The organism is Enterobacter asburiae (genome assembly GCF_001521715.1).
In the GTDB taxonomy this organism is placed as follows: domain Bacteria; phylum Pseudomonadota; class Gammaproteobacteria; order Enterobacterales; family Enterobacteriaceae; genus Enterobacter; species Enterobacter asburiae.
In genome coordinates this window covers 1,443,895-1,470,213 of record NZ_CP011863.1, presented here as the reverse complement: position 1 = coordinate 1,470,213, position 26,319 = coordinate 1,443,895, and the positions used below count along the sequence as shown (strand labels likewise).

Here is a 26,319-nt window from a genome sequence, read left to right as displayed (position 1 = left end):
CTGCGAGGAGCACATGAAAAAAATCTGGGTACTTGGCGATGCGGTAGTGGATTTGCTGCCCGATGGAGAAGGCAGATTGCTGCAGTGTCCCGGCGGCGCACCGGCAAACGTTGCGGTCGGTATTGCCCGGCTGGGCGGCCAGAGCGCCTTTATCGGCAGGGTTGGCGACGATCCATTCGGGCGCTTTATGGCGAAAACTCTCGCTGACGAAAAGGTCGACGTGAAGTCTATGCGCCTTGACCCGGCGCACCGCACCTCAACGGTAGTGGTCGATCTGGATGACCACGGCGAACGCTCGTTTACCTTTATGGTGCGCCCGAGCGCCGATTTGTTTCTGGAAACCGCCGATCTGCCGACGTTCAGCGCCGGAGAGTGGCTGCACGTCTGTTCCATCGCGTTAAGCGCAGAGCCGAGCCGTTCCGCGACGTTTGAGGCGATGGCCGCCATCCGTGGAGCGGGCGGCTACGTCAGCTTCGACCCCAATATTCGCCAGGACCTCTGGCCGGATGAGAACGCGCTGCGCCGCTGCCTGGAGCAGGCCCTGCAGAGCGCCGACGTGGTGAAACTCTCTGTGGAAGAGCTGGCGTTTTTAACCGGAAATGTAGAGGTTAACGTCGGTCTGAACGCGCTGATGGCGCGCTGTCCGGCGCGTCTGGTGCTGGTCACCCAGGGAAAAGAGGGGGTGATCGCCTGGCATGACGGCGCCGCGAAGCACTATCCGGCAACCCCCGTTGAGTGTGTCGATACCACCGGCGCGGGCGATGCCTTCGTCGCCGGACTGCTCTACGGCCTGGCCGCCGGGCAGGACCTGACGCCGGTCATCGCCTTAGCCCAGCGCTGCGGCGCATTAGCCACTACGGCCAAAGGGGCGATGACCGCCTTGCCGTGGCAGCACGAACTGTAATTCCTCCCTTCACTGGCCGCCATCCGGCGGCCTGAATTGTCGCCTCGATCACACTTACTAAAACGGTTTAGCAAAAAAGATTGCCGATCCAAAATTCAGAGGTTTAGTATCAGCAACCTAAACCGGTTTAGCAATTTAGCACGTTTAATGACTTCTTTTAGGGATGCGACAAAATGTATAAAAAACGCAGACTTGCCGTGATGATAGGCATGCTGGCCGGAAGTACCTCTGTTTTTGCCCAGACGGATATGACAAGTATCGAAGCGCGTCTTGCCGCGATGGAGCAGCGCCTCCAGGCGGCGGAAACGCGTGCGCAGGTGGCTGAAAAACGCGCCACCGATGCGGAACAAAAAACGCAGCAGCTGGTTGCCGCACAGCAGCAGACGCAAACGACAACCCAGGCGGTGGCGCAGCGCACCACCGCGCTGGAGAAGAAGGCGGATCAAAGCAGCGGATTTGAGTTCCACGGCTACGCCCGTTCGGGCCTGCTGATGAACGATGCGGCCTCCAGCAGCAAAAGCGGTCCTTATCTGACCCCGGCCGGTGAAACCGGTGGTGCGGTAGGGCGTCTGGGTAACGAAGCAGACACCTACGTTGAGCTGAACCTGGAGCACAAGCAAACCCTGGACAACGGGGCCACCACGCGCTTCAAAGCGATGCTGGCCGACGGTCAGAGAACCTATAACGACTGGTCAGCCGATACCAGCGATCTCAATATTCGCCAGGCCTTCGCGGAGCTGGGCAACCTGCCTGATTTTACCGGCGCGCTGAAGGGCAGCACCTTCTGGGCGGGTAAACGCTTCGACCGCGACAACTTTGATATTCACTGGCTGGACTCCGACGTGGTGTTCCTGGCCGGTACCGGCGGCGGCGTCTATGACGTGAAATGGAACGATTCGCTGCGCAGCAACTTCTCCATCTACGGCCGCAACTTCGGCAGCGTGGAGCAGACCGCCAATAACGTTCAGAACTATATCCTCAGCATGAACCACTTCGCCGGACCGTTCCAGCTGATGGTGAGCGGCCTGCGGGCGAAGGATAACGACGACCGTAAAGACACCAACGGCGATCTCATCAAAACTGACGCCGCCAATACCGGCGTTCATGCGCTGGTCGGGTTGCATAACGAGAGCTTCTACGGCCTGCGGGAAGGGACGGCCAAAACGGCGCTGCTGTACGGCCACGGGCTGGGTGCGGAAGTGAAAAGCATCGGTTCCGACGGGGCACTGCTGCCTGAGGCGGATACCTGGCGCTTCGCAAGTTACGGTGTCACGCCGATCGGCGGTGGCTGGAGCGTTGCGCCCGCCGTGCTGGCGCAGAGCAGTAAAGATCGCTACGTCAAGGGCGATAGCTATGAGTGGGTGACGTTCAACACTCGCCTGATTAAAGAAGTGACGCAGAACTTCGCTCTGGCCTTTGAGGGGAGCTATCAGTACATGGATTTAAATCCGGAAGGCTATAAGGACCGCAACGCCGTTAACGGCAGTTTCTACAAGCTAACCTTTGCGCCGACGTTAAAAGCGAGCAAAATCGGCGATTTCTTCAGCCGTCCGGAGCTTCGTCTGTTTGCCACCTGGATGGACTGGAGCAGCAAACTGGATCATTACGCCAGCGATGATGCCTTTGGCAGCAGCGGCTTCAACGCCGGCGGGGAATGGAACTTTGGGGTCCAGATGGAAACCTGGTTTTAACCCATCACGCTCCCGCCTGGCGGGAGCGTTTCGCACATCATAAAAAGAAGTCAGGCAGAGGTATCTATGGATTTTAATCAAATCGCCCGCGAGCTTATTCCGCTGCTCGGTGGCAAGGAAAATATCGCCAGCGCGGCTCACTGCGCAACGCGTCTTCGTCTGGTGCTGGTTGATGACGCGCTTGCCGATCAGCAGGCGATCGGCAAGGTCGACGGCGTAAAAGGCTGTTTTCGTAACGCCGGGCAGATGCAGGTGATTTTTGGCACGGGCGTGGTCAACAAGGTTTACGCCGCGTTTATTCAGGCGGCGGGGATTAGCGAATCCAGCAAGTCTGAGGCCGCGGATCTGGCGGCGCGCAAGCTGAACCCGTTCCAGCGCATTGCCCGTCTGCTCTCCAACATCTTTGTTCCGATCATTCCCGCGATTGTGGCATCCGGCCTGCTGATGGGCCTGCTCGGCATGGTGAAAACCTACGGCTGGGTCAATGCGGATAACGCCATCTACATCATGCTGGACATGTGCAGCTCCGCGGCGTTTATCATTCTGCCTATTCTGATCGGCTTTACCGCCGCGCGGGAATTTGGCGGCAACCCGTATCTTGGCGCGACGCTGGGCGGCATTCTGACGCACCCGGCGCTGACCAACGCCTGGGGCGTGGCGTCCGGCTTCCACACCATGAACTTCTTCGGCCTTGAGATCGCGATGATTGGCTATCAGGGCACGGTATTCCCGGTGCTGCTGGCCGTCTGGTTTATGAGCATCGTGGAGAAAAACCTGCGCCGCGCGATCCCGGACGCCTTAGACCTGATCCTGACGCCGTTCCTCACCGTCGTTATCTCCGGTTTTATCGCCTTGCTGATTATCGGCCCGGCGGGGCGCGCGCTGGGCGACGGCATCTCCTTTATCCTGAGTACATTAATTGCCCACGCGGGCTGGCTGGCGGGTCTGCTGTTCGGCGGGCTGTATTCGGTGATTGTGATCACCGGTATTCACCACAGCTTCCACGCGATTGAAGCCGGGCTGCTGGGTAATCCGTCGATTGGCGTTAACTTCCTGCTGCCTATCTGGGCCATGGCGAACGTGGCGCAGGGCGGCGCCTGTCTGGCGGTGTGGTTCAAAACCAAAGATGCCAAAATCAAAGCCATTACATTACCGTCCGCGTTTTCTGCGATGCTGGGCATCACCGAAGCGGCTATTTTTGGTATCAACCTGCGCTTTGTTAAGCCGTTTATCGCCGCGCTGATCGGCGGCGCGGTGGGCGGGGCCTGGGTGGTCTCTGTCCATGTCTACATGACCGCCGTTGGGTTGACCGCTATTCCGGGCATGGCCATCGTGCAGGCCAGCTCGCTGCTCAACTATATTATCGGTATGGTGATTGCCTTCGGCGTGGCGTTTACCGTCTCACTGCTGCTGAAATATAAAACGGACTCTGAATAATGACGTTACCTTCCCGCTGGCCTGCGATCCTGCAGGCCGTTATGAAAGGTCAGCCGCGGGCGCTGGCGGATAGCCACTACCCGCAGTGGCACCCCGCGCCGGTGACGGGGCTGATGAACGATCCCAACGGGTTTATCTGGTTTGCCGGCCGCTACCACCTGTTCTATCAGTGGAACCCGCTGGACTGCGAGCATCGGTTTAAATGCTGGGGGCACTGGAGCTCTGCGGACATGGTGCACTGGCGGCACGAGCCGCTGGCGCTGATGCCCGACGAAGAGTATGACCGCAACGGCTGCTACTCCGGTAGCGCCGTGGATAACCAGGGCATACTGACCCTGTGCTACACCGGCAACGTTAAGTTTGATGACGGCAGCCGCACGGCCTGGCAGTGCCTCGCCGTTGAACAGCCGGACGGGACCTTTAAGAAGCTGGGGCCGGTGCTGGCGCTGCCGGAAGGCTATACCGGCCACGTGCGCGACCCGAAGGTGTGGCAGCACGACGGGGAGTGGTACATGGTGCTCGGCGCGCAGGATGTGCAAAAGCGGGGCAAGGTGCTGCTGTTTAAATCAGCCGATTTGCACGCCTGGACGTCCTGCGGGGAAATCGCCGGTCACGGGGTCAACGGCCTGACGGATGCGGGGTATATGTGGGAGTGTCCGGACCTGTTCGCGCTCGACGAAACGCACATCCTGATCAGCTGTCCGCAGGGGCTGGCGCGCGAGCCGCATCGCTATCTCAACACCTATCCGGCGACCTGGACGAGCGGGGCGTTTGACTATGCAAGCGCCGCATTCGATCACGGCGATCTGCACGAGCTGGACGCGGGCTTTGAGTTTTACGCTCCGCAAACGACGCTGGCGGAAGACGGACGACGCATTCTGATCGGCTGGATGGGCGTACCGGACGGGGAAGAGATGCTTCAGCCAACCCGGGCGCACGGCTGGATGCACCAGATGACCTGCCCGCGTGAATTACGCTATCGCGACGGCAGGCTCTGGCAGACCCCGGCGCGCGAGCTGGCGGGGCTGCGTGAAGATGAGCAGCGCTGGCAGGGGCGCGCCAGCGAGGCGCCGGACCTGGACGCGACGCGCCTGGAGTTTGAGCTGAGTGCATCGCAGGTGAATGTCGATTTTGGCGGCGCACTGCGTCTCACGGTCGATGAACATGGTATACGTCTTGAACGCGCGAGCCTGAAAACCGGTGAAACGTTGACCCGCTACTGGCAGGGCGACGTCAGTCATTTACGCGTTCTGTGCGACCGCTCCAGCGTTGAAATCTTCATCAATCACGGTGAAGGGGTGATGAGCAGCCGCTATTTTCCTGACCATCCGGCCCGGGTGCGATTCGAAGGTGCGTCCGATATCACATTACGCTACTGGTCGCTGCGCGCCTGCATGATAGAATGAGGGTTTTGGCAGCCGGATCTAAGTCGTTGTGAGAAAAACAAAACGCGTCACCATTAAAGACATCGCTGAGCTGGCGGGTGTGTCAAAAGCCACCGCCAGCCTGGTCCTGAACGGGCGCAGCAAAGAGCTTCGCGTGGCGGAAGAGACGCGCGAGCGCGTGCTGGCAATTGCAAAAGAGCACCACTATCAGCCCAGCATTCACGCCCGGTCGCTGCGCGATAACCGCAGCCACACCGTTGGTCTGGTGGTCCCGGAGATCACCAACTACGGCTTTGCCGTGTTTTCTCACGAGCTGGAAACGCTGTGCCGCGAGGCGGGCGTTCAGCTGCTGATCTCCTGTAGCGATGAAAACCCGGGGCAGGAGACGGTGGTGGTGAACAACATGGTGGCGCGCCAGGTGGACGGGCTGATTGTGGCCTCCAGCATGCTTAACGATGCGGACTACCACAAGCTGAGCGAGCAGCTGCCCGTTGTCCTGTTTGACCGCCACATCAACGACAGCGCGCTGCCGCTGGTGATCACCGATTCGATTACCCCGACGGCGGAACTGGTGGCCGACATTGCGCGCCAGCATCCTGATGAATTCTATTTTCTCGGCGGCCAGCCGCGCCTTTCTCCGACGCGCGATCGTCTGGAAGGGTTTAAGCAAGGTCTGCGAGAGGCAGGCGTGGAGCTGCGCCCCGAGTGGATCATTCACGGCAACTATCACCCGAGCTCCGGGTACGAGATGTTTGCTGAACTCTGCGCCCGTCTGGGGCGTCCGCCGAAAGCGCTGTTCGCCGCCGCCTGCGGGCTGCTGGAAGGGGTGCTGCGCTATATGGGCCAGCACAACCTGTTGCAAAGTGATATCAGATTAGCCAGTTTTGACGATCATTATCTCTACGATTCGCTGACGATCCCCGTGGATACCATTCGTCAGGATAACCGCCAGCTGGCGTGGCACTGCTTTGATTTGATTAGCAAATTGATCGAAGGGGAGACGCCGCAGCCGTTGCAGCGCAAGCTCAATGCCACCCTGCAGCGACGCTATAAGCCAGCGAAATAGCCTGGTTCGATACTTCAATAACTTTAATTAATTTAAGTTTTGGAATGGCCGATAACCATAAGGAATAATTCTCCTTGAGGTATTGGTTTATGTCGTTGAAAAAGTCGTCCCTGATCGTCCTGTTCTCACTGCTTTTCTTCTTTGTTGTCAGCACTGTGACCAGCGTTGGCCTCATCATTAAAAGTAATAATTCCCTGGATAACGTCAACAAAGAGATCCAGGTTGTGCTGTCCATTATTGACCCTATCAACCATAGCCGTACGCTGCGCGTGCGGGTGATGGAGTATGTGAAGATGGTGGAAGCGGGCAACTCTGCGGACGGGGCTGCAAAGCTAACCGCCGTGAAAGAGGCGCTGACCAAAGCGGACCACGCCTTTGCGGCCTTTATGGCTTCGCCACGTCTGACGGATGAAGCGCCGCTGGTGACTGCCTATCAGGATGCCTGGCAAAACTACCGCAACCAGGGGCTGGCGCCGCTGATCGATGCCGCCGAGGCGCACGATGTGGCCAAGTTTAACGCGCTGATCCCGGAAGTCTCCCGTCTTGACCGTCAGTACGAGATCGTTCTCGACCAGGTCCTTTCCGTCCACCAGAAATACGCCAAAAGCCTGAACGAAGACGCGAGCAGCCACTTCGTCTCCGGCCTGGTGATTATTGCCGCTATCGCCTGCCTGTTTGTGGTGGTGATTGTCGCCGTCAGCCTGCTGATGAAGCGCTTTGTCTTTGCGCCGGTAAACCTGGCGCGCGAGCACTGCAGCCAGATTGCGGCAGGCAAGCTGGACGTTCCTGTGCCGGTCAAGGGGAGCGCACATAACGAAATCGATCATCTTATGAGCTCGATGGAACAGATGCGTCAGGCGCTGCTGGGGACCATCGCCCAGGTGCGCGACGCGAGCCATACCGTAACGCACGCGGCGCAGGAGATTGCCTCCGGGAATATCGACCTGGCGTCACGTACCGAACAGCAGGCTTCCGCGTTGACCCAGACGGCAGCGAGCATGGAAGAGCTGAGCGCGACGGTGGCGAACAATACCGACAACGTTTATCAGGCAGGGAAACTGGTGCAGGACGCGGTGAAAAATGCCCACACCGGTGAAGCGGTGACACGTGAAGTGATCGACACGATGAACACCATCGCGGCGAACTCGAAGCGCATCGAAGACATTACCAGCGTGATTAACAGCATCGCCTTCCAGACCAACATTCTGGCGCTGAACGCGGCGGTAGAAGCGGCGCGCGCCGGTACGCAGGGCCGCGGCTTTGCGGTCGTAGCCAGCGAAGTACGCACCCTGGCGCAGAAAAGCGCGGTGGCGGCTAAGGACATCGAGAGCCTGATTGCGCAGTCGGTCTCCAGCGTGAAAAACGGCGCGGAGCTGGTTAGCCGCTCGGGCGAGGTGATTGACTCGATTATTTCGTCGGTGAATAAAGTGAATACGCTGATGGAGCAGATCTCCGTCGCCTCTGAAGAGCAGAGCCGCGGGATCAGCCAGGTCGGCCAGGCAGTGACCGAGATGGATGGCGTGACCCAGCAGAACGCCGCGCTGGTGCAGCAGTCCGCTGCGGCAGCGGCATCGCTGGAAGAGCAGGCGCAGCAGCTTTCGCGGAGCATTTCGAGTTTTAGTTTGCCGGTGCAGGCGTAAGCCTTTGACATGTGCCGGGTGGCGCTGACGCTTACCCGGCCTACGAAACCTGTAGGCCCGCGCAAGCGCCGCCGGGCAATAACCGCGAATGTGCGGCCAGAGTAATTATTTCATTACCCCCAGCAATATTTCCCTCCCTCATCCGTCTACCTCATCACAAGCCATAATCAGTTACTGTAAACGAGGTAAACCCCATGAGAGATTTTGATATGCACGACAGAGGTCACGGGCGCGGATTCGGTCGCCACCGTATGGGTAAGGGTTTAGTCATCGGCGCGGTGATTTTCATCATGCTCGGCCTGGTGGTGATGACCCTGTGGAACGCCTTGCTCCCGACCATTCTCGGCGTTAAGGCCATTGGCTTCTGGCAGGCGCTGGGCATTCTGGTGCTGAGCCGCATTCTGTTTGGCGGGCTGGGTTTCCGTCCGGGAATGTTTGGCGCGCACCGCCGGATGCACGAGCGCTGGATGAACATGACGCCCGAGCAGCGCGAGGCGTTTATTCAGCAGCGCCGCGAAGGGTTTGGTCGCCACGGACGCTGCCACTGCGGCTGGCACGGTCATCGTGACGATAAGCGCGACGACGCCACGCCAAAAGCGCCGGAAGCAGAGTGAGCGAAATGAAAGCCGGGGAGGCGGGCGGATCCATGCTGATGTCGGCGCTCAATGCCTGCCGCGCCCGGCTGAAAGCCTTCATTCGCGGGCGGACGTCCGTTCGCGATGATGCCGACGACATTTTGCAGGAAGTGACGTATCAGCTGATGAAAGTGGAACAGCCGGTCGAAAACGTCGCCGCCTGGCTGTTCCGCGCGGCGCGTAACGAGATGACCGACCGGGCGCGTAAAAAGCGCGAAGTCTCACTCTCCGGCTATTTTACGGGCGAAGACGAAGAGGGTTTCCCGGAAGACGAGCTGGCCGAAACCCTGTTCGGCGTCCCGCACACGCCGGAGGAGGAGTATCTCAAAACGCTGCTGTGGGAAGAGCTGGGGCAGGCGCTGTCTGAACTGCCAGCGCCGCAGAGGGAGGTGTTTGAAAAGACCGAACTCCACGGCTACAGCATTAAAATGCTGGCAGAGGAGTCGGGCGCCAGCGAGCAGGCGCTGTTATCCCGCAAGCACAAGGCGGTGCTGTTTCTGCGCACGCGGCTGCGGGACGTCTACGACGCGCTGACGGGCGTATAGCGACGACAGACAAAACCTTACACTTCCGACACTTGTAGATTCATCACTATCGTTTATGATCGGGGCGTCTTGTTACTCTGGAATGTTATGCGCAACCGTCAGCTCCTCGGAAAATGGCTTTTGATCGTCACCTGTCTCGCGATGGCGCTTTGCCTCGTGCAGCGTGCGGTGATGCTCAACCATTTTTTACAGGGACTGGATCCGCAGATTTCTCTGAGTGCAGATGTCCCGGCTCAAAGCAGCAGCACCGAACAGCCCGGCCCGTCGCCTTGTCAACTTGGCGCACACTCGCTGCTTTGCGCGCAGCCGCTGTTCTTCGACGGCGCGCTACCGGCCATTATTATCTTCTTCGCGCTGCTGCAGCTATTTACGCAAGGGCGGGCATTGACTCCCGCAGAGCAGCCCGTTCAGGCACCGCCTCCCCGAATACATCTTAAAAACTGCGTTTTCCGTGAATGAAAATCATCGTCCTCACACGATAATTTTCACTGTTCACGGAGTAAAACATGGTTAACCTTTTCAGGGGATTCGTCTTCCTGTGGCTGTCCTGCATCGGCATTGTCCATGCGGCAGACACCGGCTGGCTGGTTTCCCCACAAAACGATCACGCCCGCATCCGCTTTCAGGCGGAGAGGGAACAAACGCACATTAAAGGCCTGCTCACCGTTGAGCTGAAGCCCGGCTGGAAAACCTACTGGCGATCGCCGGGCGAGGGCGGCGTGGCGCCGAAAATCAGCTGGCCGGAAGGCGTAATGGATAGCTGGTCCTGGCCGGTCCCGTCGCGCTTCGATATCTCCGGCATGACCACGCAGGGCTATCACGACAAGGTCACTATCCCGATTACGCTCGACGGGGTGAAGGGCGATACGCTCGACGGGACGCTCACGCTTTCCACGTGCAGTAACGTCTGTCTGCTGACGGACTACCCGCTGCACCTCGATTTTACCCAGCCGGCGGATGAGGGCTTCCGTAGCGAGTTCGAGCAGGCGATGCGCGCCGTGCCCGGTACGTCTGGTGTATCCGCGGATCTCTCAGCCTGGCTCGCTGGCGACAAGCTGGTGATTACCGGCACGACGGACGGGAAGTGGGATAATCCGGGGATCTACTTTGACCCGCTGGAGGGTGACATTCTTCCCGGCGAGCCGGTCATTAAACACGACGGCAATACCCTTCGGGTGGCGGTACCCGTGACCGACGAATGGGGCGATAAACCCGCCTCGCTGGAAGGAAAGACGCTGTCGTTTGTGCTGACCAGTGGCGGTCACGCGCAGCAAACCACCATGACCGTTGGCGCGACGCCAGCAGCGTCCTCCGCGCCTGAAGGGACGGGCAAAATGGTGCTCTTTGCGCTGCTGGGTGGGCTGATCCTCAACCTGATGCCCTGCGTGCTGCCGGTCATGGGCATGAAGCTTAACAGCATCCTGCAGGCGGGATCGGACAGGCGCGCGATCAGGCTGCGGTTTCTGGCCACCAGCGCAGGGATCCTCACCTCCTTTATGCTGCTGGCGGGGATGGTGACCGCGCTGAAGCTGGCCGGGGCGTCGCTGGGATGGGGCATTCAGTTCCAGAACCCGTGGTTTATCGGCCTGATGGTCGCCGTCACCTTCCTGTTTGCGCTGAACCTGTTTGGCGCGTTTGAGATGCTGCTGCCTTCCGCCGCTACGGGACGGTTGGCTACGGCAGGTGGTGCGGGGATTGGCGGCAGCTTCTGCGAAGGGATGTTCGCCACGCTGCTTGCCACGCCGTGCTCCGCGCCGTTCCTCGGTACGGCGGTCGCCTTTGCCCTTGGCGCATCGCTGCACTCCCTGTGGCTCATCTTCCTGATGCTCGGCGTGGGCATGAGCCTGCCGTGGCTGTTTGTCGCTCTGGTGCCGAAAACGGCCATGCTGCTGCCGAAACCCGGCCGCTGGATGAACACGCTAAAAGTCGTTCTGGGCCTGATGATGCTCGCCTCCAGCCTGTGGCTGGCGACACTGTTAAGCGTGCATCTGGGCGAGGCGGTCAGCCAGATTGTGATGCTGGTGCTGATCGCCGTCGCGCTGGCGCTGTTCGCGCTGAAGGGGCAAAAATCCTCACCGCTGTTCTGGTTCGTGGTGATCGCACTGTCGGCACTCGGCGGGTATCAGGCGCGCGGGCTGCTTAACGCGCCGCCTGCCGCTCCGGCACAAAATGCTGCGCAGACCATCCCGTGGCAGCCGCTCAGCGAGGAGGCCATCCAGCAGGCGCTGGCGCAGGGGAAACGGGTGTTTGTGGATATCTCGGCGGACTGGTGCGTGACCTGCAAAGTTAACGAGCATCGAGTACTGAATCAGCCGGACGTTATTGCCGCTCTGCGCCAGCCGGACGTGGTGGCCCTGCGCGGAGACTGGAGCCAGCCGTCCGCGTTTATCGCGGAGTTTCTGGCGAAGCGAAACCGTTACGCTATTCCGTTTAACGCAGCGTATGGCCCCGGCATGCCCGAGGGGGAAATCCTCTCGCCGCTGCTGGACAAGCGCGCCCTGGTCACCACCCTGAACAATGCAAAAGGCTAAACGTATTATGAAAAAACTCCTTATTACGCTTCTGCTCCTGCTGGCCCCGGTTCAGGCGTTCGCTGCCCAGCCGCTGACGCCGGACCAGGAGCAGCGGGCGCAGAAGATGATCGCAGATTTCCTGTTTAACGATCCGAACTCCCCGCGCATCGGCGCGAAAAACCCAAAGCTCACCCTGGTGGTGTTTACCGACTACAACTGCCCGTACTGTAAAAAATTCGATCCCTATCTGGAGAAGATCGTCGAAAAGCATCCGGACGTCGCGGTGGTCTTTAAGTTTTTACCTTTCCGCTCGGAAAGCTCACTGACCGCCGCGCGCGATGCGTTAACGCTCTGGCGTCAGGAGCCCGGGCAGTTTATGAAGCTGAACCAGACCCTGATGGCCAAAAAGGGTTACCACGATGACGCCAGCATTCAGGAGGCGCAGAAGCGGGCGGGCGTGAGCGTCGCGACGCCGGATGACGAGAGTATGTTGACGATCAAGCGCAGCCTGATCGTCGCGGAAAAAATGGGGATCCAGGGCACGCCCGCCACGCTCATCGGCGAGGGACTGTTACCCGGCTGGGTGCCTTTTGAACAGTTTGACGAAATGGTCAGTGACGCACTGAAAAACCGCTAACCTGAAGGGGGCGGAATGCCCCCAACAAACCGGAGAGGGAAATGAAAAAAATACTGTTACTTTCAGCGCTGGCGACCTCAGGGCTGGCGCAGGCGGCTGAAGCCATACCGGAGGTGGTGAAGCACTTCAGCGAGCAGCAGAACATTAAAATCATTAAGAAGCTGGATGCGCCCGGCGGCGCGCCCGCCTGGATTGGGCAGTATCAGGATATGGGCGTGACGCTCTTTTTAACGCCGGACGGCAAACACGTCATTTCAGGCTATCTGTACGATGACAAAGGAAAAAACCTCAGCGAAGGCTATTTCCAGAAAGAGATCTACGCCCCGATGGGCCGCGAGATGTGGAAGAACCTCAACGCTGCGCATCCCCTGAAGGAAGGGGTGGATAACGCTCCGCGTAAAGTCTTTGTGTTTGCCGATCCGTTCTGTCCGTACTGCAAGCAGTTCTGGGCCGAAGCGCAGCCGTGGGTTAAGGCGGGCAAGGTTCAGCTTAATACGCTGCTGGTTGCGTTTCTCAACCCCAACAGCGGACGTAACGCCTCGGCGATTCTGAATGCGAAAGATCCGGTTTCGGCCTGGCGCGAATACGAGCTGTCCGGTGGGAAAAAATTGCCCAAGCCGGAAGGGGACGCATCCCGCGAAACGGTCGAGATCCTGCAGAAGCACCAGACGCTGATGGACAACCTGGGCGCTAACGCCACGCCGGCCATTTACTATCTGAATGCGGAAAATGAGCTGCAGCAGGTGGTCGGTATGCCGGATGCGCAGCAGCTTGAGGCGATGTTCGGGCCGAAGCCGTAAAAAAACAGGCAGAAACGGGGCGTTTCTGCCTGATGGCATTTAGCTTCCCCAGCGTCCTTTCAGGTAGTTCACCGCCTGCTGCGTCTGCGGCTGGTTCAGGTAATCTTCCCGGAACAGGATGGTGCCGTTCACGTTGGGCAGCGAATCGTTGAGATCGAGCTGCTTTTTCAGCTCCGGCACGCCGCCCTGAACCGTCCAGTCCGGCTCGTTTCTCGACGGCTCGCCTACCTTGTAGAACGCAATGCCGATATACAGGCGAGTGTGGGTCGGCTTCACGACGTCGGCCCACCATTTGGTCAACACGTCGTAGCGCGCGGCATCCCTGGAGAAAGGCCAGTAAATCTGCGGCGCGATGTAGTCCAGCAGGCCCTGCTGCACCCACTGCCGCGTATCGGCGTAGGATTCATCGTAGGCCGCGGCGCCGCGGGTGTCCGAGCCAGCCGGGTCAAAGGAGCGATTGCGCCACACGCCCGCCGGGCTGACGCCAAACTCAACGTCGGGCCTGGTCTGTTTAATCGCGCGGGACACCTGGACGATCAGCTGCTGCGTGTTGTGTCTTCGCCAGTCTGCCTTTGAGGCAAATCCCTGGCCGTACTGCCGCCAGGTCTGTGCGTCATTGAGCGCTGAACCAGGCGTTTCGGTATAGAAGTAATCGTCAAACTGCACGCCGTCTACCGCGTAGTTCGCCACCACTTCGGTCACCACTTTGGTTATCCAGTCGCGTACTTCCGGAATGCCCGGGTCGAGCACAAAGCGGTCGCCCGAGATGCGCACCCACTCCGGGTGCTGGACATAGACGCTGGACGGGGTCTGATAGGCGGTCCGGTTCAGGGCGGCGATGGTTGACGGCTTAGTGTTGGTCGACACGCGGTACGGGTTGAACCAAGCATGGACCTTCATGCCGCGCTTGTGCGCTTCATCCAGCATAAACTGCAGCGGATCGTATCCCGGATACTCGCCGATGGTGCCCGTCAGCATATCCGACCACGGCAAAATTTTGGATGACCAGAGGGCCGTGCTGTCCGGCTTCACCTGGAAAAACACCGTGTTAATACCGAGGTGCTTAAGGTTGTCGAGCTTGCCGATCAGCGCCTGTTTTTGCATCGCGATGCGCTGGTCCGCGCTGCGGCCGTTCACCGAGGCCACCGGCGGCCAGTCGAGACGAGAGACGGTTGCCAGCCAGATCCCGCGCATCGGCTCGTTTGCCTGCTGCGTCGGTTTGCTCGCGGTGGGGAGAGGGGTAACCAGTGATTTGGGTGGTTTTGAGGAGCAGCTCACAAGTAAAAGCGCGCAGGCAGCCAGCGCACCAATCCGTTTTACGTGTCGCGTCATTTGCGTATTAGCTCTTGATAATCCGACTGTTGGCCCAGGGATTAAAGGCGGGCGCCGCCTGTTCTGTGCTTACCTCATCGTTGAGGGAGTCCAGATACAGGGCTTCGACTTCCGCGCGCGCCCACGGGGTGCGGCGCAGAAATTTCAGGCTCGATTTAACGCTGGGATCTTTTCTGAAACAGTTAATTTTGATTCGGTCGCCCAACTCGCTCCAGCCATATTTTGCCACCAGGGCGTTGACCATCATCTCCAGCGTTACGCCATGCAAAGGATCTTTGGAAATATGTGCAGTCATAGGTGTCCGGATTTCTCAATGTTCGTGGGGGCAGGGTTTCCGGTGAAAGGGTACAAGAAAGCTGGGGAAGCGGCAATTTTCCTTTTCCCTCGCTCATTTTATGACGGATTACGTGCGCTGATTTTCACCAACCCTTTTTCCCGCCTTGTTTTCAATTGCAAACGTAATCGACACTTCATCCTGACCCACTGGCGTGGCCGTCAGCGTTTTGACCATCGTTCCCGAATCTGCGGGGATCGTCATCGTCATCGTCCCCTTTGCCAGCACCTTAGCGCGCTGGGTGATACGCCACGACAGACGGCATTCGCTGCACCGTTTCCAGGTGTCGTTGATGGCCCAGAGACGCACGGTCGCCGCCGTGCCGGATTTCCACTGCGGGGTGACCGGTTCAATAGAAGGCAGAACCGGCTGGTATGCGCGTTTTAACGCGTAAAAACCGGCTTTAGGCTTACGCAGATAGTCCACCACGCCCCAGTTGATGGAGGGCCAGGTCTCGACGAACATAAAGTGAAACAGGGCCGTCACCGGCTGGTAGCGCTGTCGGCGATAGCTCTCGGCCGCCGTGGCGACGAGCTGAGACTGATACGCCTGGGTATTACGGATCATTTCCTGAATGGTGTTTCCGCGCGGAATACCGGCAAATTTAAACGTCTGAAAGGGCTGGAAGTTATGGTATTTCCAGACGCTCCAGCCGGGATCGTCAGCGGCGGTGGTTTTTGGCCAGAGTTGCGCAGCCGGGATGATGGTTTTTAGCGTGGACAAGCGGGGCAGCGCCTGCGCGCCAAACTCGGTGATGATCCCCGTTTTGGCCGGCGTCAGCAGGTCACGTACGCTACCGAAATACCAGCCCGCCCAGTAGTGCTCCTCAACGGCGGAAAAGCGATGCACGATGCGGGAGGTATCTTCGGCAAGCGTATCCGCTACCCGCTGCGTGAGCTCGCGGTTGAGGTTTTTGTTCCAGTCCGGGAAGCGTTTTTCCATCCAGGGCGAATTCCAGGGCGGTTCGTTATGGCCTCCCCAGACGATGATGGCGGGTGAGTTGCCAAACTGTTCGATCATCTCCCGAGTCTGTCGAACCGCATTTTTGGTAAAGGCGTCGCTGCTGACGTAGCCCCACTGCAGCGGAACATCCTGCCAGATCATCATGCCCATCTCATCGGCAACGTCATACAGCGCGCGCCCGGCAACGTGTCCGTGCACGCGAATGGCGTTGGCGTTCATGGCTTCTGCCAGACGAAGATCGCGACGATATTTTTCTCGCGTCATGGTGCCGAGCCAGGGAGAGCCGATGTAATTGCTGCCCTTAACAAAAAGGCGTCTGTCGTTAATGAGCCAGCCTTTGTTGCCTGGCTGCTCAACGATCTTGCGCAGTCCGGTGCGGGTGACCGCCGTATCCATTAACCCTTTCTCATCCCGTAATGAGACGCGAACCGTGTACAGATGGGGTTTCCCGGTGCCGATCGGCCACCACAGTTTTGCCGCAGGCATGGGCAGCGTGACACGAGCGGAATGGGCGCCGTTTTCCAGGGTAACCGGAAAATCTGCCTGGAAGCGTTTACCGCTGAAATTGGCGGGCGTGGCGGTGAGTCGCGCGGTAGCCTGTCCCTTCCCAAGTGCGCGATAGCGAATCTCAGCCTTCAATGCAGGGCTTTTCAGCCCCTGCGACCAGTCAGGCCGCAGGATGATTTCATCAAGGGTGGCGCCCCGGCTCAGATGCAGCCTGACCGGTGCCCAAATTCCGCCAGAGTTGGCGTCCTGTCCTTCCGCCGACCAGGCGCCGCCGGGACGCGTATCATGCTGATTAAGAATCCCCTTCATGAGCGTTTTATGCAGCGGCCAGACCTTGTGCGGATCTTCGTAAGGGCTATCCACCCGAACCACTAACTGGTTGTGACGTTGTAACGCGGCGCTGGCATCCAGCGAAAAGCGTTGAAAATAGCCCTCGTGCTTGCCCAGCGGCTGGCCGTTCAGCGTAACATCGGCAAGGTAATCGACGCCGTCAAATACCAGGGTGCTCATCACGTCGGGCGGTTGAAGGGGTAGCGTAAAGGCGTGCTTATACCACAGCGCGCCCTGATGATCGTACCCCGCGCTGTACCAGTTGGCGGGAACTTTCAGCCCGCGCCAGCCTGACGCGGAAGGAGGCGTGCCGTCGTTGGCGTCCTGAACCCGCCAGGTGCCAGCAAGTGACCAGCTGACCGGTACCGGGTTCGCCGCCAGCGGTGGAATAAACAGCGCAAAGAGCAGCGCGCAGCTACGGGTCATGGTTCGTTTACCCCTCGCGCGTTGAGCCACGCCATCAGGCGCTGCGATTCCATTTGAAGACGCTCGTTTAGCGTTGCAAGCTGTTGCCTGTCCTGCGTGTGCGCCTCGCTCTCCAGCGCCTGCAGCTGACGGGCGAGAAGCCCGAAATCCAGCGTGACGGCTTCTCCGCGCAGCTTGTGGGCCGTGCGGCGCAGCGCTTCACGGTTATCGCTTTCGATAGCCCGGGTGAGGCTTTTCATGGCCTCCTCCAGCCCTTCGCCAAACAGGGCCAGCAGCTCCTGAACCAGGGCAGGGTCGTCAGCGCACTGTTTCATCAGGCGAGCTTCATCAGGAAAAACGGAGGAATCATCATGATGCTCGAGCACGCGAGCTATCTCCTCAGCGAGACGCTCCTGGCTGATGGGCTTGGCAATATAGCCGTCGAAGCCCATGTTAAGACAGCGCTCCTTATCCCCCTGCATGGCGTGTGCGGTCATGGCGACGGCGGGCTGAGCCGGTTCTGCCCGGGAGCGTTCCTCCTCACGAAGCAGGCGAATGGCGGTCTCGCCGTCCATCTCGGGCATCTGAAGATCGATCAGCAGAACGTCCCACTCGCCCGCGCGCCAGCGTTCAAGCAGCGCGACGCCGTTGTCGACGATCTGACAGGTATGGCCGAGGCGTTCCAGCAGGCGCGCGGCAACTTTCTGATTAACGAGGTTATCTTCAGCCAGCAGGATCCGCAGCCCCGTAGCGCCCGGGGCGGCGACGGGGGCGGGCGCGGTTTCCCCCACGGTCTTCGGCGCACGTTCAAACGCCGCGGCAATCGCCTGATGCAGCTCGTCCTGAGCGATAGGCTTATGCAGATAGTTTTTGATGCCGATCCGCTTCAGCATATTGATATCAAAATGTCGGCTCATGGAGCTCAGCATGATGATATGGCTTTCAGAAATCTGCGGCAGCACCGAAAGCTCAAGGGCCAGAGACACGCCGTCCATATCCGGCATCTGCGCGTCCAGCAGGATCAGCGGCCAGGCACTCGCTTTAACCCGGTTGATGGCCTCGCTGGCGTTGTTGACGCAGGTGGGTTTCAGCCCCATCTGGCTCAGCATGGCGGCCAGCAGCCGGAGGTTGGTTTCGTTATCATCGACCACCAGCACGGGTTCCCCATTAAAGCGCTGGCTGCGCGGGCGTGCCTCCGGGGCAAGAAACTGTGTTGCAAGCGGTAGGACGAACGAAAATTCGCTGCCTTTCCCCGGCTCGCTGGTGACCGTTAGCTCGCAGCCCATCGCCGCAACCAGTCGCGAAGAGATGGTTAGCCCGAGCCCTGTTCCTCCGTAGCGGCGGGTGGTTGAGTTATCCGCCTGGCTGAAGGCTTCAAAAATGGCCTTTTGCTTATCAGCCGGGATGCCAATACCGCTGTCGCGCACCCGAAAACGCCAGTGATTCGGGTCATCCCCGGATTCAACAATCAGGATAACTTCTCCCTGGTGCGTAAATTTCAGCGCATTACCCAGCAGATTGGTCAGAACCTGACGCAGCCGGGCGCCATCGACCAGCAGCACGTCGGGAACGTCGGGTGCAATATCAACCAGAAGCTCGATGCCTTTTTCGCTCGCGCCCGGCATATGCGGGCGAATTAAGGTCTGAATGAAGTGACGAAGATTGACCGGATCAATATCCAGTACAATTTTGCCTGCTTCAATACGGGAGAAGTCGAGAATATCGTTGATGATATGCAGCAAAGACTGCGCGGAACTCATCACCAGCGTCAGGTAATCGCGCTGATCGGCGCTGAGCGTGGTATCCAGGCACAGCTGGGTCATGCCAATAATGCCGTTCATCGGGGTGCGGATTTCATGACTCATGTTCGCCAGAAATGCGCTTTTGGCCTCATTGGCTTTTTGTGCTTCAAGGGCTGAGGCGATCGCCTGAATCTCAGCCTCTTTGCGCCGCGTAATATCCTGCAGTGTGCCAATAACGTGCTCGGCGTTTCCCTCGATGGAGAGCGTGACCACCTGCCCGGACAGCAGCATCCAGCGCAGTCCTTCGGTGGGGTGATGCATGCGGATCTCACATTCAAAGACCGGGCGATGCGCCTGTTTTGAAGCAAGCAGCGCCTCACGTAGTATGAGGCGATCGTCAAGGTGAACAAGGTCTAGCAGCTTTTGAAGCGGATATCTCCACTGGGATCGCGACTGACCCAGCATGGCAAGCAGCGTGTCGTTAACCTGTAACGCGTCGCCGGAAACCTGCCAGTCCCAGATCCCTATATGAATGGATTCCGCCGTCAGCAGGAAATCGTCATGCAGCTGGTGGCGCGAGCGCTGCGCCTCATCCAGCTCCGTAATATCGCTGTGCAAGCTGACAATACCGCCGTCCGCAAGGCGCTGATGCTGGACGAAAATACGCCGCTGGCCCACTTGCCGCACCTCACAGTGTTTATCCTGCCGACAGTTGCGGACGACCGACTCGCGTAGCGTCTGGCGCAGGCCGGGGTCGACGTTGTAAACAGCATCGATAAAGCGTTCCGCCAGCTCTGCAAGGGGCGTACCCACCTGCAGCCAGGGGGTGATGACCGGATAAAAAAGGGCCACGTTGTCATTCCAGGCCTGCAGGCGTTCATCTCGGTCATAAATCATGACGGCGGCCGGCAGCGCGTTAAGATCGTACGAGAATGCGTTCATCGTGATCCTCCCTATGCGCGGTAGTGCAGTTCGGCCTGTCGGCGCAGGTATTCCAGCCCGGGCGCTATCGCCATCGCCCAGGCCGTCAGGATCTCATCGTCGCACTGCGGGTCGCGCTGGCTCACCGCGTTCAACATCGCTTCGCGCCAGAGGGCGAAAAATCGTGGGGGAAGGTGCAGGCCGTCGTCGCTTTGCTCCCGCGCCAGCCGCTCGAGAAAATCAGGTACGATCAGGGCGCCGTCTACCGCAAGCATGGCGAAGAAACTTTTAAACAGGGTCTGCTGGCCTTCCCGATCCGGCAGGCGAGAAAAATGCTGCTCCGTCTCGGGTGACATATGGACGAAGGCGTCATAGAACGTCTGAAAAAAAGCTGTTTTGTCATTATCCGGAAAGACGCGGTTCAGACTGGATTCAAACAGATCGCGGTAAAACTTCACGGCGTCCTCCTTAAGGCGTTTTCGCCCGGCAGACAGTGCCCGACTGGCGTATATTCCTCTGCCACACGGCGCGTAAAGTAGCTCTCTTTCTTAGACCGGCGGGCGTCAAACAGCGGCCCGGCATTGTGCTTAAAGAAAAGGGCTTCCAGAACCGTGGCATTGGTAGAAAGGGTCAGGGAGGCGTTGGTATCGCCCGTGGCTTCAAGGCGGCCTTCGTACCAGCCTCTCTGCGGATCGTTAAGGTGCTCGGTGACCGACATCAGCACGTCAGTATAAGAGGTATCCCACAAGGCCCACAGAGCAAAAACCGCTTTTGTCGACACCTGCGCGAAGCGGGTGTAATCCCTGCCATCATCGCCAACAGAGTTCCAGGCATAGCCATTTCCCCAGACCGTATCCTGTATATGCCAGGGGGCCTGAGGCAGTGAAAAATCCGCTCTGGCCGTCAGGATTTTATCGGTCTCCCAGCGGCTTTTCTGACTGAGCCAGACGTTTTCCGCCTGCTTGCGCAGGCGCTTTTGCAGATCGGCCGCAACGCCTTCCGGCTCCCAGCCAAACTCCAGGCCCGGCAGCATATAGGGAAGGGTGGTTATCAGGGAGGGCTGCCACGTGGTGCGCGGATCGCGGGCGTCCACGGCAACGCGCCGCTGAGCGATGATGACGTGGTGCATCGGTGGCGTAAACGCTTTATCCGGGGAAAATCCCCACAGATGAAACGCCGTCGCGGCATATTCGCTTTCGCCCAGGCGCAGCTCCTCACGGACCAACGGCTGGCCGTTTTGCAGGGAAGAGGACCACAGTTCGCCTTCACCATCGATGACCGGGCAAAAGTTCCAGCGCAAAATGATTTTATCAAGATACTCGCTGTACTGCGGCTCCCGCTCAGCGGTGAGGCGCAGGGCGAGCATCAGGCGAGCCATGTCGCGTGCGGACCAGCCATTTTTAGCGGGCTTGCCGCTAAAATCGATCGGCGCCGCCGTCTGGCTGGAATAGAGCCGTCCTGGCGTTCGGGTCTCGGTCAGCATCAGGCGGTTGAGAGTGCCCATCAGCCGCGTCAGGCGGGCGTCATACTCGGCCTCATCAATCAGCCCCAGCTCTTTTGCCGCCAGCAGGGCGATAAGCGTATCGCCCATTTGCCAGAGCGTGACGCGGGGCTGTTTGTCGCTTCCGTTGACCAGGCCCGTTTGCGGCTGGGTATTATTGACGAAATAGCGCCAGGCGATCGCCGCCCATTTCTGTTCTTCCGGCGTCAGGGCAGCGATACGCGCGCTGGAGTGCCAGCCGCCATTGATTAGCCAGCGCCAGCCAGCCCCCTGATGGCCAAACAGAGCAAAGATGACCACACCTGCGAGGATTAATCCCGCGAGCCCTCTGGCTAAGGTTTTAAGCATTGCGCAGTTACCGGAGGCAGTTTAACCGGCTCGTCCGCGCTGCATGACGCGCACTGACAGGCCTGGCAGGCGGGTTTGGTGCGCTGCGTGACGCCGGTCCGGTCGCACCAGCTTTTTACGGCCGGCGTGCTGGCAAGGAACGGGCGGCTGCGCAGGGCGTTGTTCTCTTCAAACTGATCGAGCAGCTTTTGATCCCACAGCGACGGAGCAAAATCCTTGCTTTTCGGGTTGTCGGTATTGAAGGCCAGCAGTTTTCCCTCTTTTTTGAACAGCAGTGCTTCCAGCATGATGCCGTTATTGTTCGCGGTGAACTCCTTGATCGGCCCGTCGCCGTTTTCATACAGCCCTTCGTAATAGCCTTTTCCCTCTTCGTTCGCATTCTCAATGGTGTTCAGCAGGCGGTCGGTATAAGGCGAGTTCCACAGGACCCACATCCCCAGCGCCGCCTTCAGTGAAATGGCGGCAGCGTTAGGGACGAATTGTCCTTTGTCGGTAATGGTGTTCCAGTTGTACCCGTCGCTGAAGACGGTGTCATAGACGAAGTATGGCGCTTTATCGAGCTGGTGCTCAGAGCGCGCGGTGAGGACACCGGTGATGGTATAGCGGTTCTCCTGTGCCTGATAAACCCGATCGGCAAAGTTTTTCATCCACGTCAGGGAGTAGTCGCGCGGGGCGTTATCCCGGTCGGTCGGCTTATCGAAGCCGAACTCCAGACCGTAGAGCAGGTAGGATTCCGTCACCACGTAGTTATGCTGCGACGTATTGCGCGGGTCGCGTGAATCATACGGAACCAGCACGCAGTAAATCTCGGCCAGCTCGTACGGCTGCGGACGGCTGGCTTTACAGGTATTAAACCCCCACAGCTGAAAACCTGCCGCTCCGTACTCTTCATAGCCCAGGCGGCCTTCCTGAACATACTTCGGCTGGCCGTTCTCCAGATAGGCCCCGTACAGCGTGCCGCAGGGGTCGATCGCGTGGCTGAAATCCCAGCCCAGCACCACGTTATCAACGCTGTTGCCGTATTCCGGGTAACGCTCTTTGATGATTTTCAGCCAGACCAGCATTCGCCCGATATCCAGGGCCGAGAAGCCAATTTCGCCGGGCTTGTTGGTGTAATCCACCTTCTGGCCGCTGATGGTGTTATAGGCTTTGTTGGGCAGCTCGTTGCGAAACAGCACCAGGGTGTTAAGCGTGGCGAGGAATTTCAGCATCCGGCGGTCGAACTCTGCTTTATCTATGATCCCGAGCTCGCGCGCTGCGGTCATGGCGGCCAGATAGGATGCGCTGTCCCACATGGTGGTGGAGGGATATTTGTTGACCGCATTTACCAGCCCCGTCGTGGGCTGATAGTTGGAGACGAAATACTGCCAGGCGTTTTTCGCAATGGTCATCTCTCGGGCCGTCAGCTCGCCGCTGCGTGGGGAGTAACTTGATGCAGGCAGCTCGGTTTCCGCACGCACGGTCGATATCGCCAGCCAGCAGATCGTTATTCCCGTGAGCAGGTGGAAAAGGATTGGGGATCGTGGCTTCATGGCGTTGCTCCTGCGGGAGTGGATGAATGGGGGGCAGTGTTAAGGCAGGCCAGACAGAGCATCTGGCCGTGCGCGATGTAGGACAGACTTTCAAGCACGATGGCGTTGGTGTCGGCGTCCACGACGCTATTAACGCTGTTATTAAGATTGAAGCCGCGCTGCCAGCCTTTACCCGGCACCAGAAGCGGCAGAACCTGCTGGCGCAGCGCCTCGCTCCAGCCATTGCGGAACAGGGCATACCAGGCAAACGCGGTACGGGTGGAGGCGATCGCGACCTTCTCCGGGACCTCTTCGCGCAGGGCGCGCGCCTGAACCGGCTGCCTGTTGGGCAGATCGGTAACGTAATCCGGCGCCGGTTCGGCGTAATCGGTGCTGACAGGTGGTTTTGGGCTGCGCAGACCGTGGCGCCGCTGCTGGATCTGCATAATCCGCCATGCAATTTCAGCGCTCTGTGCGTCAAAACCCAGTTCGAGTCCGGTTAGCAGATAGGGCAGACTGATCAGGGAGGTCTGCTTGCCCCAGGGCGTGCGCAGCCCTTCATCAGGAACCATGATCCCGTCCAGGTCGATCATCTTTTGCCCTTCGGGCGGATTGGTGACCGCCAGTCCCGCCGCACTGTCAATCAAGCGCAGCGTATGGCTGGCATAGAGCCGGTAGCCAAAGCTGTCTCGCTGCTCGTCGGCAGCCAGCGTCCAGTGATGGAGCGGTACCGCCGCCTGGCTTTGGGTGCTGTTTTCCATCAGCGCGCCGGTGCGCCAGGCGCTAAACAGATCGCGGATGGCCGCCGCGTGCTGAGGATAGCGCCACAGAATGGTCTGCAGCGCCGTCAGCAGGCGGCTCAGGCCTATTGCGGAGGCGTCAGGTTTTCCCAGAATTTTGAGGGTGTCCGCATGGTAATACGCGGCAGGGAGGCCTTTCTCATTAAGCGGCAGCTGCTCCAGCGTAAACAGGGCCGCGCTGACCCTCTCGTCAAACTCATCGGTGGAAATGATATTGAGCTGCTCTGCGGCAGCGGCCGCAAACAGATAGCTCCCTACGCTCCAGAGGCTCAGCCAGGGCTCACCGTCGCTGGCATTCGCCAGACCATTTGGCTGGGTATTGTTCACATAGTATTGCCAGGCCACCCGCGCCCAGATGGCCTCTTCATAGGTCAGCCCGCGTTTCGCGGGCAGCGGAGGGAAATCTTTACTGAGCGCGATTCCGCCGCTGCTTTCCACGCGCGAAGGCATTTGTTTCTCAACCCATACCACAATGGCAAAGCCGAGCAGGAACCCCAGCAGAATAGTGAGATAACTGCGCGCGGAAAGCAGGGCATCACGTATTCTCATTGGGTGACCTCATCGTCTTCGGCGGGCGTCCACATGGCTGCGAATATCAGCGGCAGCATGGCGGCGATGTTCACTCCTCCCCAGAAAATATTGATGACGTAGCCAGAAGGATCGTCGACCTGTCCGCGTGCAACCTGAATGCCTCCCCAGACAAGCCCTGCCAGGGTCAGCACCACAATGGCAATCTGCGGCTTCACCAGATAGAGAAAACGGCCCGTCTGCCTCTCTTTTGGCGTAACGTGAAACTTGATCTGTTCGCCCCGCAGCACCGTATTGAGCGCGCGCAGATTCATGGAAAAGAAGGAGAGGTAGGAGGCCCTGCCGTCCCAGGCCGAAATCCCCCATGTCCCGAACATAAAGGCCAGTTCGGAGAAAATAAAAAAGGGGAGAAAATGGAGATAGAACGGCGTCGACCAGGCCGATACCGGCGGAATGCCGGTGAACAGATAAATAATCGGTGAAATCAAAAATACCGTGTTCCACACGCAGGCCATATAGGACCAGAAGGTCGTGGCATACATCAGCGTCTGGGGGAGTGAAAGCCTGAAGCGACGACGGCTGAAGATGTTGTCATGGAATAAAATATCCAGTGAACCTGCGGCGTATTTAAAGCGCTGGATCATCCAGGTCAGCATATCCTGCGGAGAGAGCATCTTCGACTCAACGCGCGGATGCATGACCGAACGCCAGCGTCTTGCGGCGTCACCGTGCAGCAGTACCGAGGTGTAAATATCTTCGGAGACGTGAAACTTGTAGGGCGTGAGTTCGGTGTCAAATGCCACGTGCGGGCGCATCGCCTCCTGGAGCGCGCTCCGCGTTTCGTCATCGCGGATGTCGCGGGTATGGCGATGGATCTCCTCTTCGACGGACCAGACGTAGCTTCTCAGCGCGGCCTGCATGACCGCCTCGCGACGGTGGATGGACGCCGCGCCGCAGCAGAACGCAGCGTTCGCCCAGTTGCGCCGCCGCAGGATCACGTCATAGAACATGCGCGGATCGTTAAAAAACGGGTCGCGGCCAACCGTGACCGGGCCGACACACTTTTGAATCAGCCAGCCCAGGCCATAGCCCACTTTTCCCGCTTTCCGCTTGCCCCAGCGCGACAAACTTTCTCCTTCCGGAAGATCGAAAAACCACTGCGGCGTCTGCACCCAGGCCACGTCCGGGTCGCGGAAATAGCCCAGCGTATGGCTGAGAAGGGTGGGAAAGACCCGGGTGTCGGCGTCGCAGATGACAATAAAATCGCCGTCGGTTTGCTCAAGACCATTGCGCAGGTTACCGGCCTTAAAGCCGATGTTGGTCTGTCGACTGATGTAATTGACGCCTTCCTCATCGCAAACGGCTTTCATCTCCGGGCGACGGCCGTCATCGAGGACGTGGATCCGGTAGTCAATCGGGTACGGGTAATCCATCTTCAGGGCGTCGCGAATGGACAGCCTCACCAGCTCGGTGTCTTCGGAGTAGGTGGCAATGAACAGATCCACCTTAACGGGACGGGGCTCTACGGCCTCCTCCGATAACAGGCAGTCGTTAATCTCGCTCGGAGGTGGACTCTGGGGAGGATCCTGTTCTTTCCATAAGTTGATGGTAAACAGCACGGTACCGATCCAGGCCAGGGTTTCGGCGAGTACCAGCGGTATGGCGTACCATAGCGCGTCCGTATTCAGGGAGGCGGTCCAGCGCCAGTAAATATAATTTGCGCCCAGAATAAGCGCCGCGACCGCTAACACCTGCCAGGTCATCATTACCCAGCGCGGCGTTTTTAACGGTTCCGGAGGTCGACGATGTTCAAAACGGGAAAAATAAAAATCCATAGTTCCGGC

Annotated in this window: 21 protein-coding genes; 12 read left to right on the top strand and 9 right to left on the bottom strand. The window is 59.0% G+C overall.

Annotation, left to right across the window (positions count from 1 at the left end; all coding sequences use genetic code 11):
• The first annotated feature begins 13 nt into the window (after window positions 1–13).
• The 12 genes from ACJ69_RS07275 to dsbG all read left to right on the top strand — a co-directional run bounded on the left by ACJ69_RS07275 (window position 14) and on the right by dsbG (window position 13,253).
• A complete protein-coding gene (locus ACJ69_RS07275; protein ID WP_059346791.1) occupies window positions 14–904 on the top strand; it encodes an aminoimidazole riboside kinase in 891 nt (296 codons plus the stop codon).
• Window positions 905–1,077: 173 nt separating this feature from the next.
• Window positions 1,078–2,595: a carbohydrate porin gene (locus ACJ69_RS07270; protein WP_059346790.1), complete on the top strand. Its 1,518-nt coding sequence runs from the start codon at window positions 1,078–1,080 to the stop codon at window positions 2,593–2,595.
• Between the two features lie 66 nt (window positions 2,596–2,661).
• Window positions 2,662–4,032 (top strand): sucrose-specific PTS transporter subunit IIBC, encoded by a 1,371-nt coding sequence (locus ACJ69_RS07265; protein WP_023619263.1) that lies wholly within the window; start codon window positions 2,662–2,664, stop codon window positions 4,030–4,032.
• Window positions 4,032–5,438, top strand: coding sequence for a sucrose-6-phosphate hydrolase (locus tag ACJ69_RS07260; protein WP_059346789.1), 1,407 nt, complete (start codon window positions 4,032–4,034; stop codon window positions 5,436–5,438). The genes ACJ69_RS07265 and ACJ69_RS07260 overlap by 1 nt, the downstream gene beginning before the upstream one ends.
• A 28-nt stretch (window positions 5,439–5,466) precedes the next feature.
• Window positions 5,467–6,483, top strand: coding sequence for a LacI family DNA-binding transcriptional regulator (locus ACJ69_RS07255; RefSeq protein WP_029741322.1), 1,017 nt, complete (start codon window positions 5,467–5,469; stop codon window positions 6,481–6,483).
• Window positions 6,484–6,572: 89 nt separating this feature from the next.
• A complete protein-coding gene (locus tag ACJ69_RS07250; RefSeq protein WP_059346788.1) occupies window positions 6,573–8,123 on the top strand; it encodes a methyl-accepting chemotaxis protein in 1,551 nt (516 codons plus the stop codon).
• A 194-nt stretch (window positions 8,124–8,317) separates the two neighbouring features.
• A complete protein-coding gene (locus tag ACJ69_RS07245; protein WP_054829807.1) occupies window positions 8,318–8,737 on the top strand; it encodes an MATE family efflux transporter in 420 nt (139 codons plus the stop codon).
• 5 nt (window positions 8,738–8,742) lie between these two features.
• Window positions 8,743–9,303 (top strand): RNA polymerase sigma factor, encoded by a 561-nt coding sequence (locus ACJ69_RS07240; RefSeq protein ID WP_059347818.1) that lies wholly within the window; start codon window positions 8,743–8,745, stop codon window positions 9,301–9,303.
• Between the two features lie 87 nt (window positions 9,304–9,390).
• Window positions 9,391–9,762: a hypothetical protein gene (locus tag ACJ69_RS07235; protein ID WP_059346787.1), complete on the top strand. Its 372-nt coding sequence runs from the start codon at window positions 9,391–9,393 to the stop codon at window positions 9,760–9,762.
• Window positions 9,763–9,809: 47 nt separating this feature from the next.
• A complete protein-coding gene (locus tag ACJ69_RS07230) occupies window positions 9,810–11,834 on the top strand; it encodes a protein-disulfide reductase DsbD family protein (RefSeq protein WP_059346786.1) in 2,025 nt (674 codons plus the stop codon).
• Between the two features lie 7 nt (window positions 11,835–11,841).
• Window positions 11,842–12,453, top strand: a complete 612-nt coding sequence (locus tag ACJ69_RS07225; protein ID WP_059346785.1) for a DsbA family protein — start codon at window positions 11,842–11,844, stop codon at window positions 12,451–12,453.
• 41 nt (window positions 12,454–12,494) lie between these two features.
• Window positions 12,495–13,253, top strand: a complete 759-nt coding sequence (gene dsbG, locus ACJ69_RS07220; RefSeq protein WP_059346784.1) for a thiol:disulfide interchange protein DsbG — start codon at window positions 12,495–12,497, stop codon at window positions 13,251–13,253.
• Window positions 13,254–13,292: 39 nt separating this feature from the next.
• Here dsbG and ACJ69_RS07215 read toward each other — a convergent pair whose 3' ends face one another.
• The 9 genes from ACJ69_RS07215 to ACJ69_RS07175 form a co-directional block, all read right to left on the bottom strand.
• Window positions 13,293–14,585 (bottom strand): glycoside hydrolase family 10 protein, encoded by a 1,293-nt coding sequence (locus ACJ69_RS07215; protein ID WP_059346783.1) that lies wholly within the window; start codon window positions 14,583–14,585, stop codon window positions 13,293–13,295.
• Between the two features lie 7 nt (window positions 14,586–14,592).
• A complete protein-coding gene (locus tag ACJ69_RS07210; protein ID WP_033145603.1) occupies window positions 14,593–14,880 on the bottom strand; it encodes a VF530 family protein in 288 nt (95 codons plus the stop codon).
• 108 nt (window positions 14,881–14,988) lie between these two features.
• Window positions 14,989–17,145: a glycoside hydrolase family 2 protein gene (locus tag ACJ69_RS07205; RefSeq protein WP_059346782.1), complete on the bottom strand. Its 2,157-nt coding sequence runs from the start codon at window positions 17,143–17,145 to the stop codon at window positions 14,989–14,991.
• Window positions 17,142–19,808 (bottom strand): hybrid sensor histidine kinase/response regulator, encoded by a 2,667-nt coding sequence (locus ACJ69_RS07200; protein WP_059346781.1) that lies wholly within the window; start codon window positions 19,806–19,808, stop codon window positions 17,142–17,144. The genes ACJ69_RS07205 and ACJ69_RS07200 overlap by 4 nt, the downstream gene beginning before the upstream one ends.
• Window positions 19,809–19,819: 11 nt before the next feature.
• Entirely contained in the window at window positions 19,820–20,245 is a 426-nt protein-coding gene (locus ACJ69_RS07195; RefSeq protein WP_029741310.1) for a globin family protein, read from the bottom strand.
• Complete coding sequence (locus ACJ69_RS07190) at window positions 20,242–21,636, bottom strand: DUF3131 domain-containing protein (RefSeq protein WP_059346780.1); 1,395 nt, start codon at window positions 21,634–21,636, stop codon at window positions 20,242–20,244. The genes ACJ69_RS07195 and ACJ69_RS07190 overlap by 4 nt, the downstream gene beginning before the upstream one ends.
• Window positions 21,621–23,168 (bottom strand): DUF3131 domain-containing protein, encoded by a 1,548-nt coding sequence (locus ACJ69_RS07185; RefSeq protein ID WP_059346779.1) that lies wholly within the window; start codon window positions 23,166–23,168, stop codon window positions 21,621–21,623. Before ACJ69_RS07185 ends, ACJ69_RS07190 begins: the two co-directional genes overlap by 16 nt.
• Window positions 23,165–24,496, bottom strand: a complete 1,332-nt coding sequence (locus ACJ69_RS07180) for a DUF3131 domain-containing protein (RefSeq protein ID WP_059346778.1) — start codon at window positions 24,494–24,496, stop codon at window positions 23,165–23,167. The genes ACJ69_RS07185 and ACJ69_RS07180 overlap by 4 nt, the downstream gene beginning before the upstream one ends.
• Complete coding sequence (locus tag ACJ69_RS07175) at window positions 24,493–26,310, bottom strand: glycosyltransferase family 2 protein (RefSeq protein WP_029741306.1); 1,818 nt, start codon at window positions 26,308–26,310, stop codon at window positions 24,493–24,495. Before ACJ69_RS07175 ends, ACJ69_RS07180 begins: the two co-directional genes overlap by 4 nt.
• Window positions 26,311–26,319 lie beyond the last annotated feature (9 nt).

Excerpts from the sequence above, each read along its gene's own strand:
- ACJ69_RS07270 (WP_059346790.1), top strand. The coding sequence starts at position 1,078 with ATGTATAAAAAACGCAGACTTGCCGTGATGATAGGCATGCTGGCCGGA.
- ACJ69_RS07180 (WP_059346778.1), bottom strand. The coding sequence starts at position 24,496 with ATGAGAATACGTGATGCCCTGCTTTCCGCGCGCAGTTATCTCACTATT.
- ACJ69_RS07235 (WP_059346787.1), top strand. The coding sequence starts at position 9,391 with ATGCGCAACCGTCAGCTCCTCGGAAAATGGCTTTTGATCGTCACCTGT.
- ACJ69_RS07215 (WP_059346783.1), bottom strand. The coding sequence starts at position 14,585 with ATGACGCGACACGTAAAACGGATTGGTGCGCTGGCTGCCTGCGCGCTT.
- ACJ69_RS07275 (WP_059346791.1), top strand. The coding sequence starts at position 14 with ATGAAAAAAATCTGGGTACTTGGCGATGCGGTAGTGGATTTGCTGCCC.
- ACJ69_RS07245 (WP_054829807.1), top strand. The coding sequence starts at position 8,318 with ATGAGAGATTTTGATATGCACGACAGAGGTCACGGGCGCGGATTCGGT.
- ACJ69_RS07240 (WP_059347818.1), top strand. The coding sequence starts at position 8,743 with ATGAAAGCCGGGGAGGCGGGCGGATCCATGCTGATGTCGGCGCTCAAT.
- ACJ69_RS07200 (WP_059346781.1), bottom strand. The coding sequence starts at position 19,808 with ATGAACGCATTCTCGTACGATCTTAACGCGCTGCCGGCCGCCGTCATG.
- ACJ69_RS07260 (WP_059346789.1), top strand. The coding sequence starts at position 4,032 with ATGACGTTACCTTCCCGCTGGCCTGCGATCCTGCAGGCCGTTATGAAA.
- ACJ69_RS07250 (WP_059346788.1), top strand. The coding sequence starts at position 6,573 with ATGTCGTTGAAAAAGTCGTCCCTGATCGTCCTGTTCTCACTGCTTTTC.
- ACJ69_RS07185 (WP_059346779.1), bottom strand. The coding sequence starts at position 23,168 with ATGAAGCCACGATCCCCAATCCTTTTCCACCTGCTCACGGGAATAACG.
- ACJ69_RS07190 (WP_059346780.1), bottom strand. The coding sequence starts at position 21,636 with ATGCTTAAAACCTTAGCCAGAGGGCTCGCGGGATTAATCCTCGCAGGT.
- ACJ69_RS07175 (WP_029741306.1), bottom strand. The coding sequence starts at position 26,310 with ATGGATTTTTATTTTTCCCGTTTTGAACATCGTCGACCTCCGGAACCG.
- ACJ69_RS07265 (WP_023619263.1), top strand. The coding sequence starts at position 2,662 with ATGGATTTTAATCAAATCGCCCGCGAGCTTATTCCGCTGCTCGGTGGC.
- ACJ69_RS07210 (WP_033145603.1), bottom strand. The coding sequence starts at position 14,880 with ATGACTGCACATATTTCCAAAGATCCTTTGCATGGCGTAACGCTGGAG.
- dsbG (WP_059346784.1), top strand. The coding sequence starts at position 12,495 with ATGAAAAAAATACTGTTACTTTCAGCGCTGGCGACCTCAGGGCTGGCG.
- ACJ69_RS07225 (WP_059346785.1), top strand. The coding sequence starts at position 11,842 with ATGAAAAAACTCCTTATTACGCTTCTGCTCCTGCTGGCCCCGGTTCAG.
- ACJ69_RS07205 (WP_059346782.1), bottom strand. The coding sequence starts at position 17,145 with ATGACCCGTAGCTGCGCGCTGCTCTTTGCGCTGTTTATTCCACCGCTG.
- ACJ69_RS07230 (WP_059346786.1), top strand. The coding sequence starts at position 9,810 with ATGGTTAACCTTTTCAGGGGATTCGTCTTCCTGTGGCTGTCCTGCATC.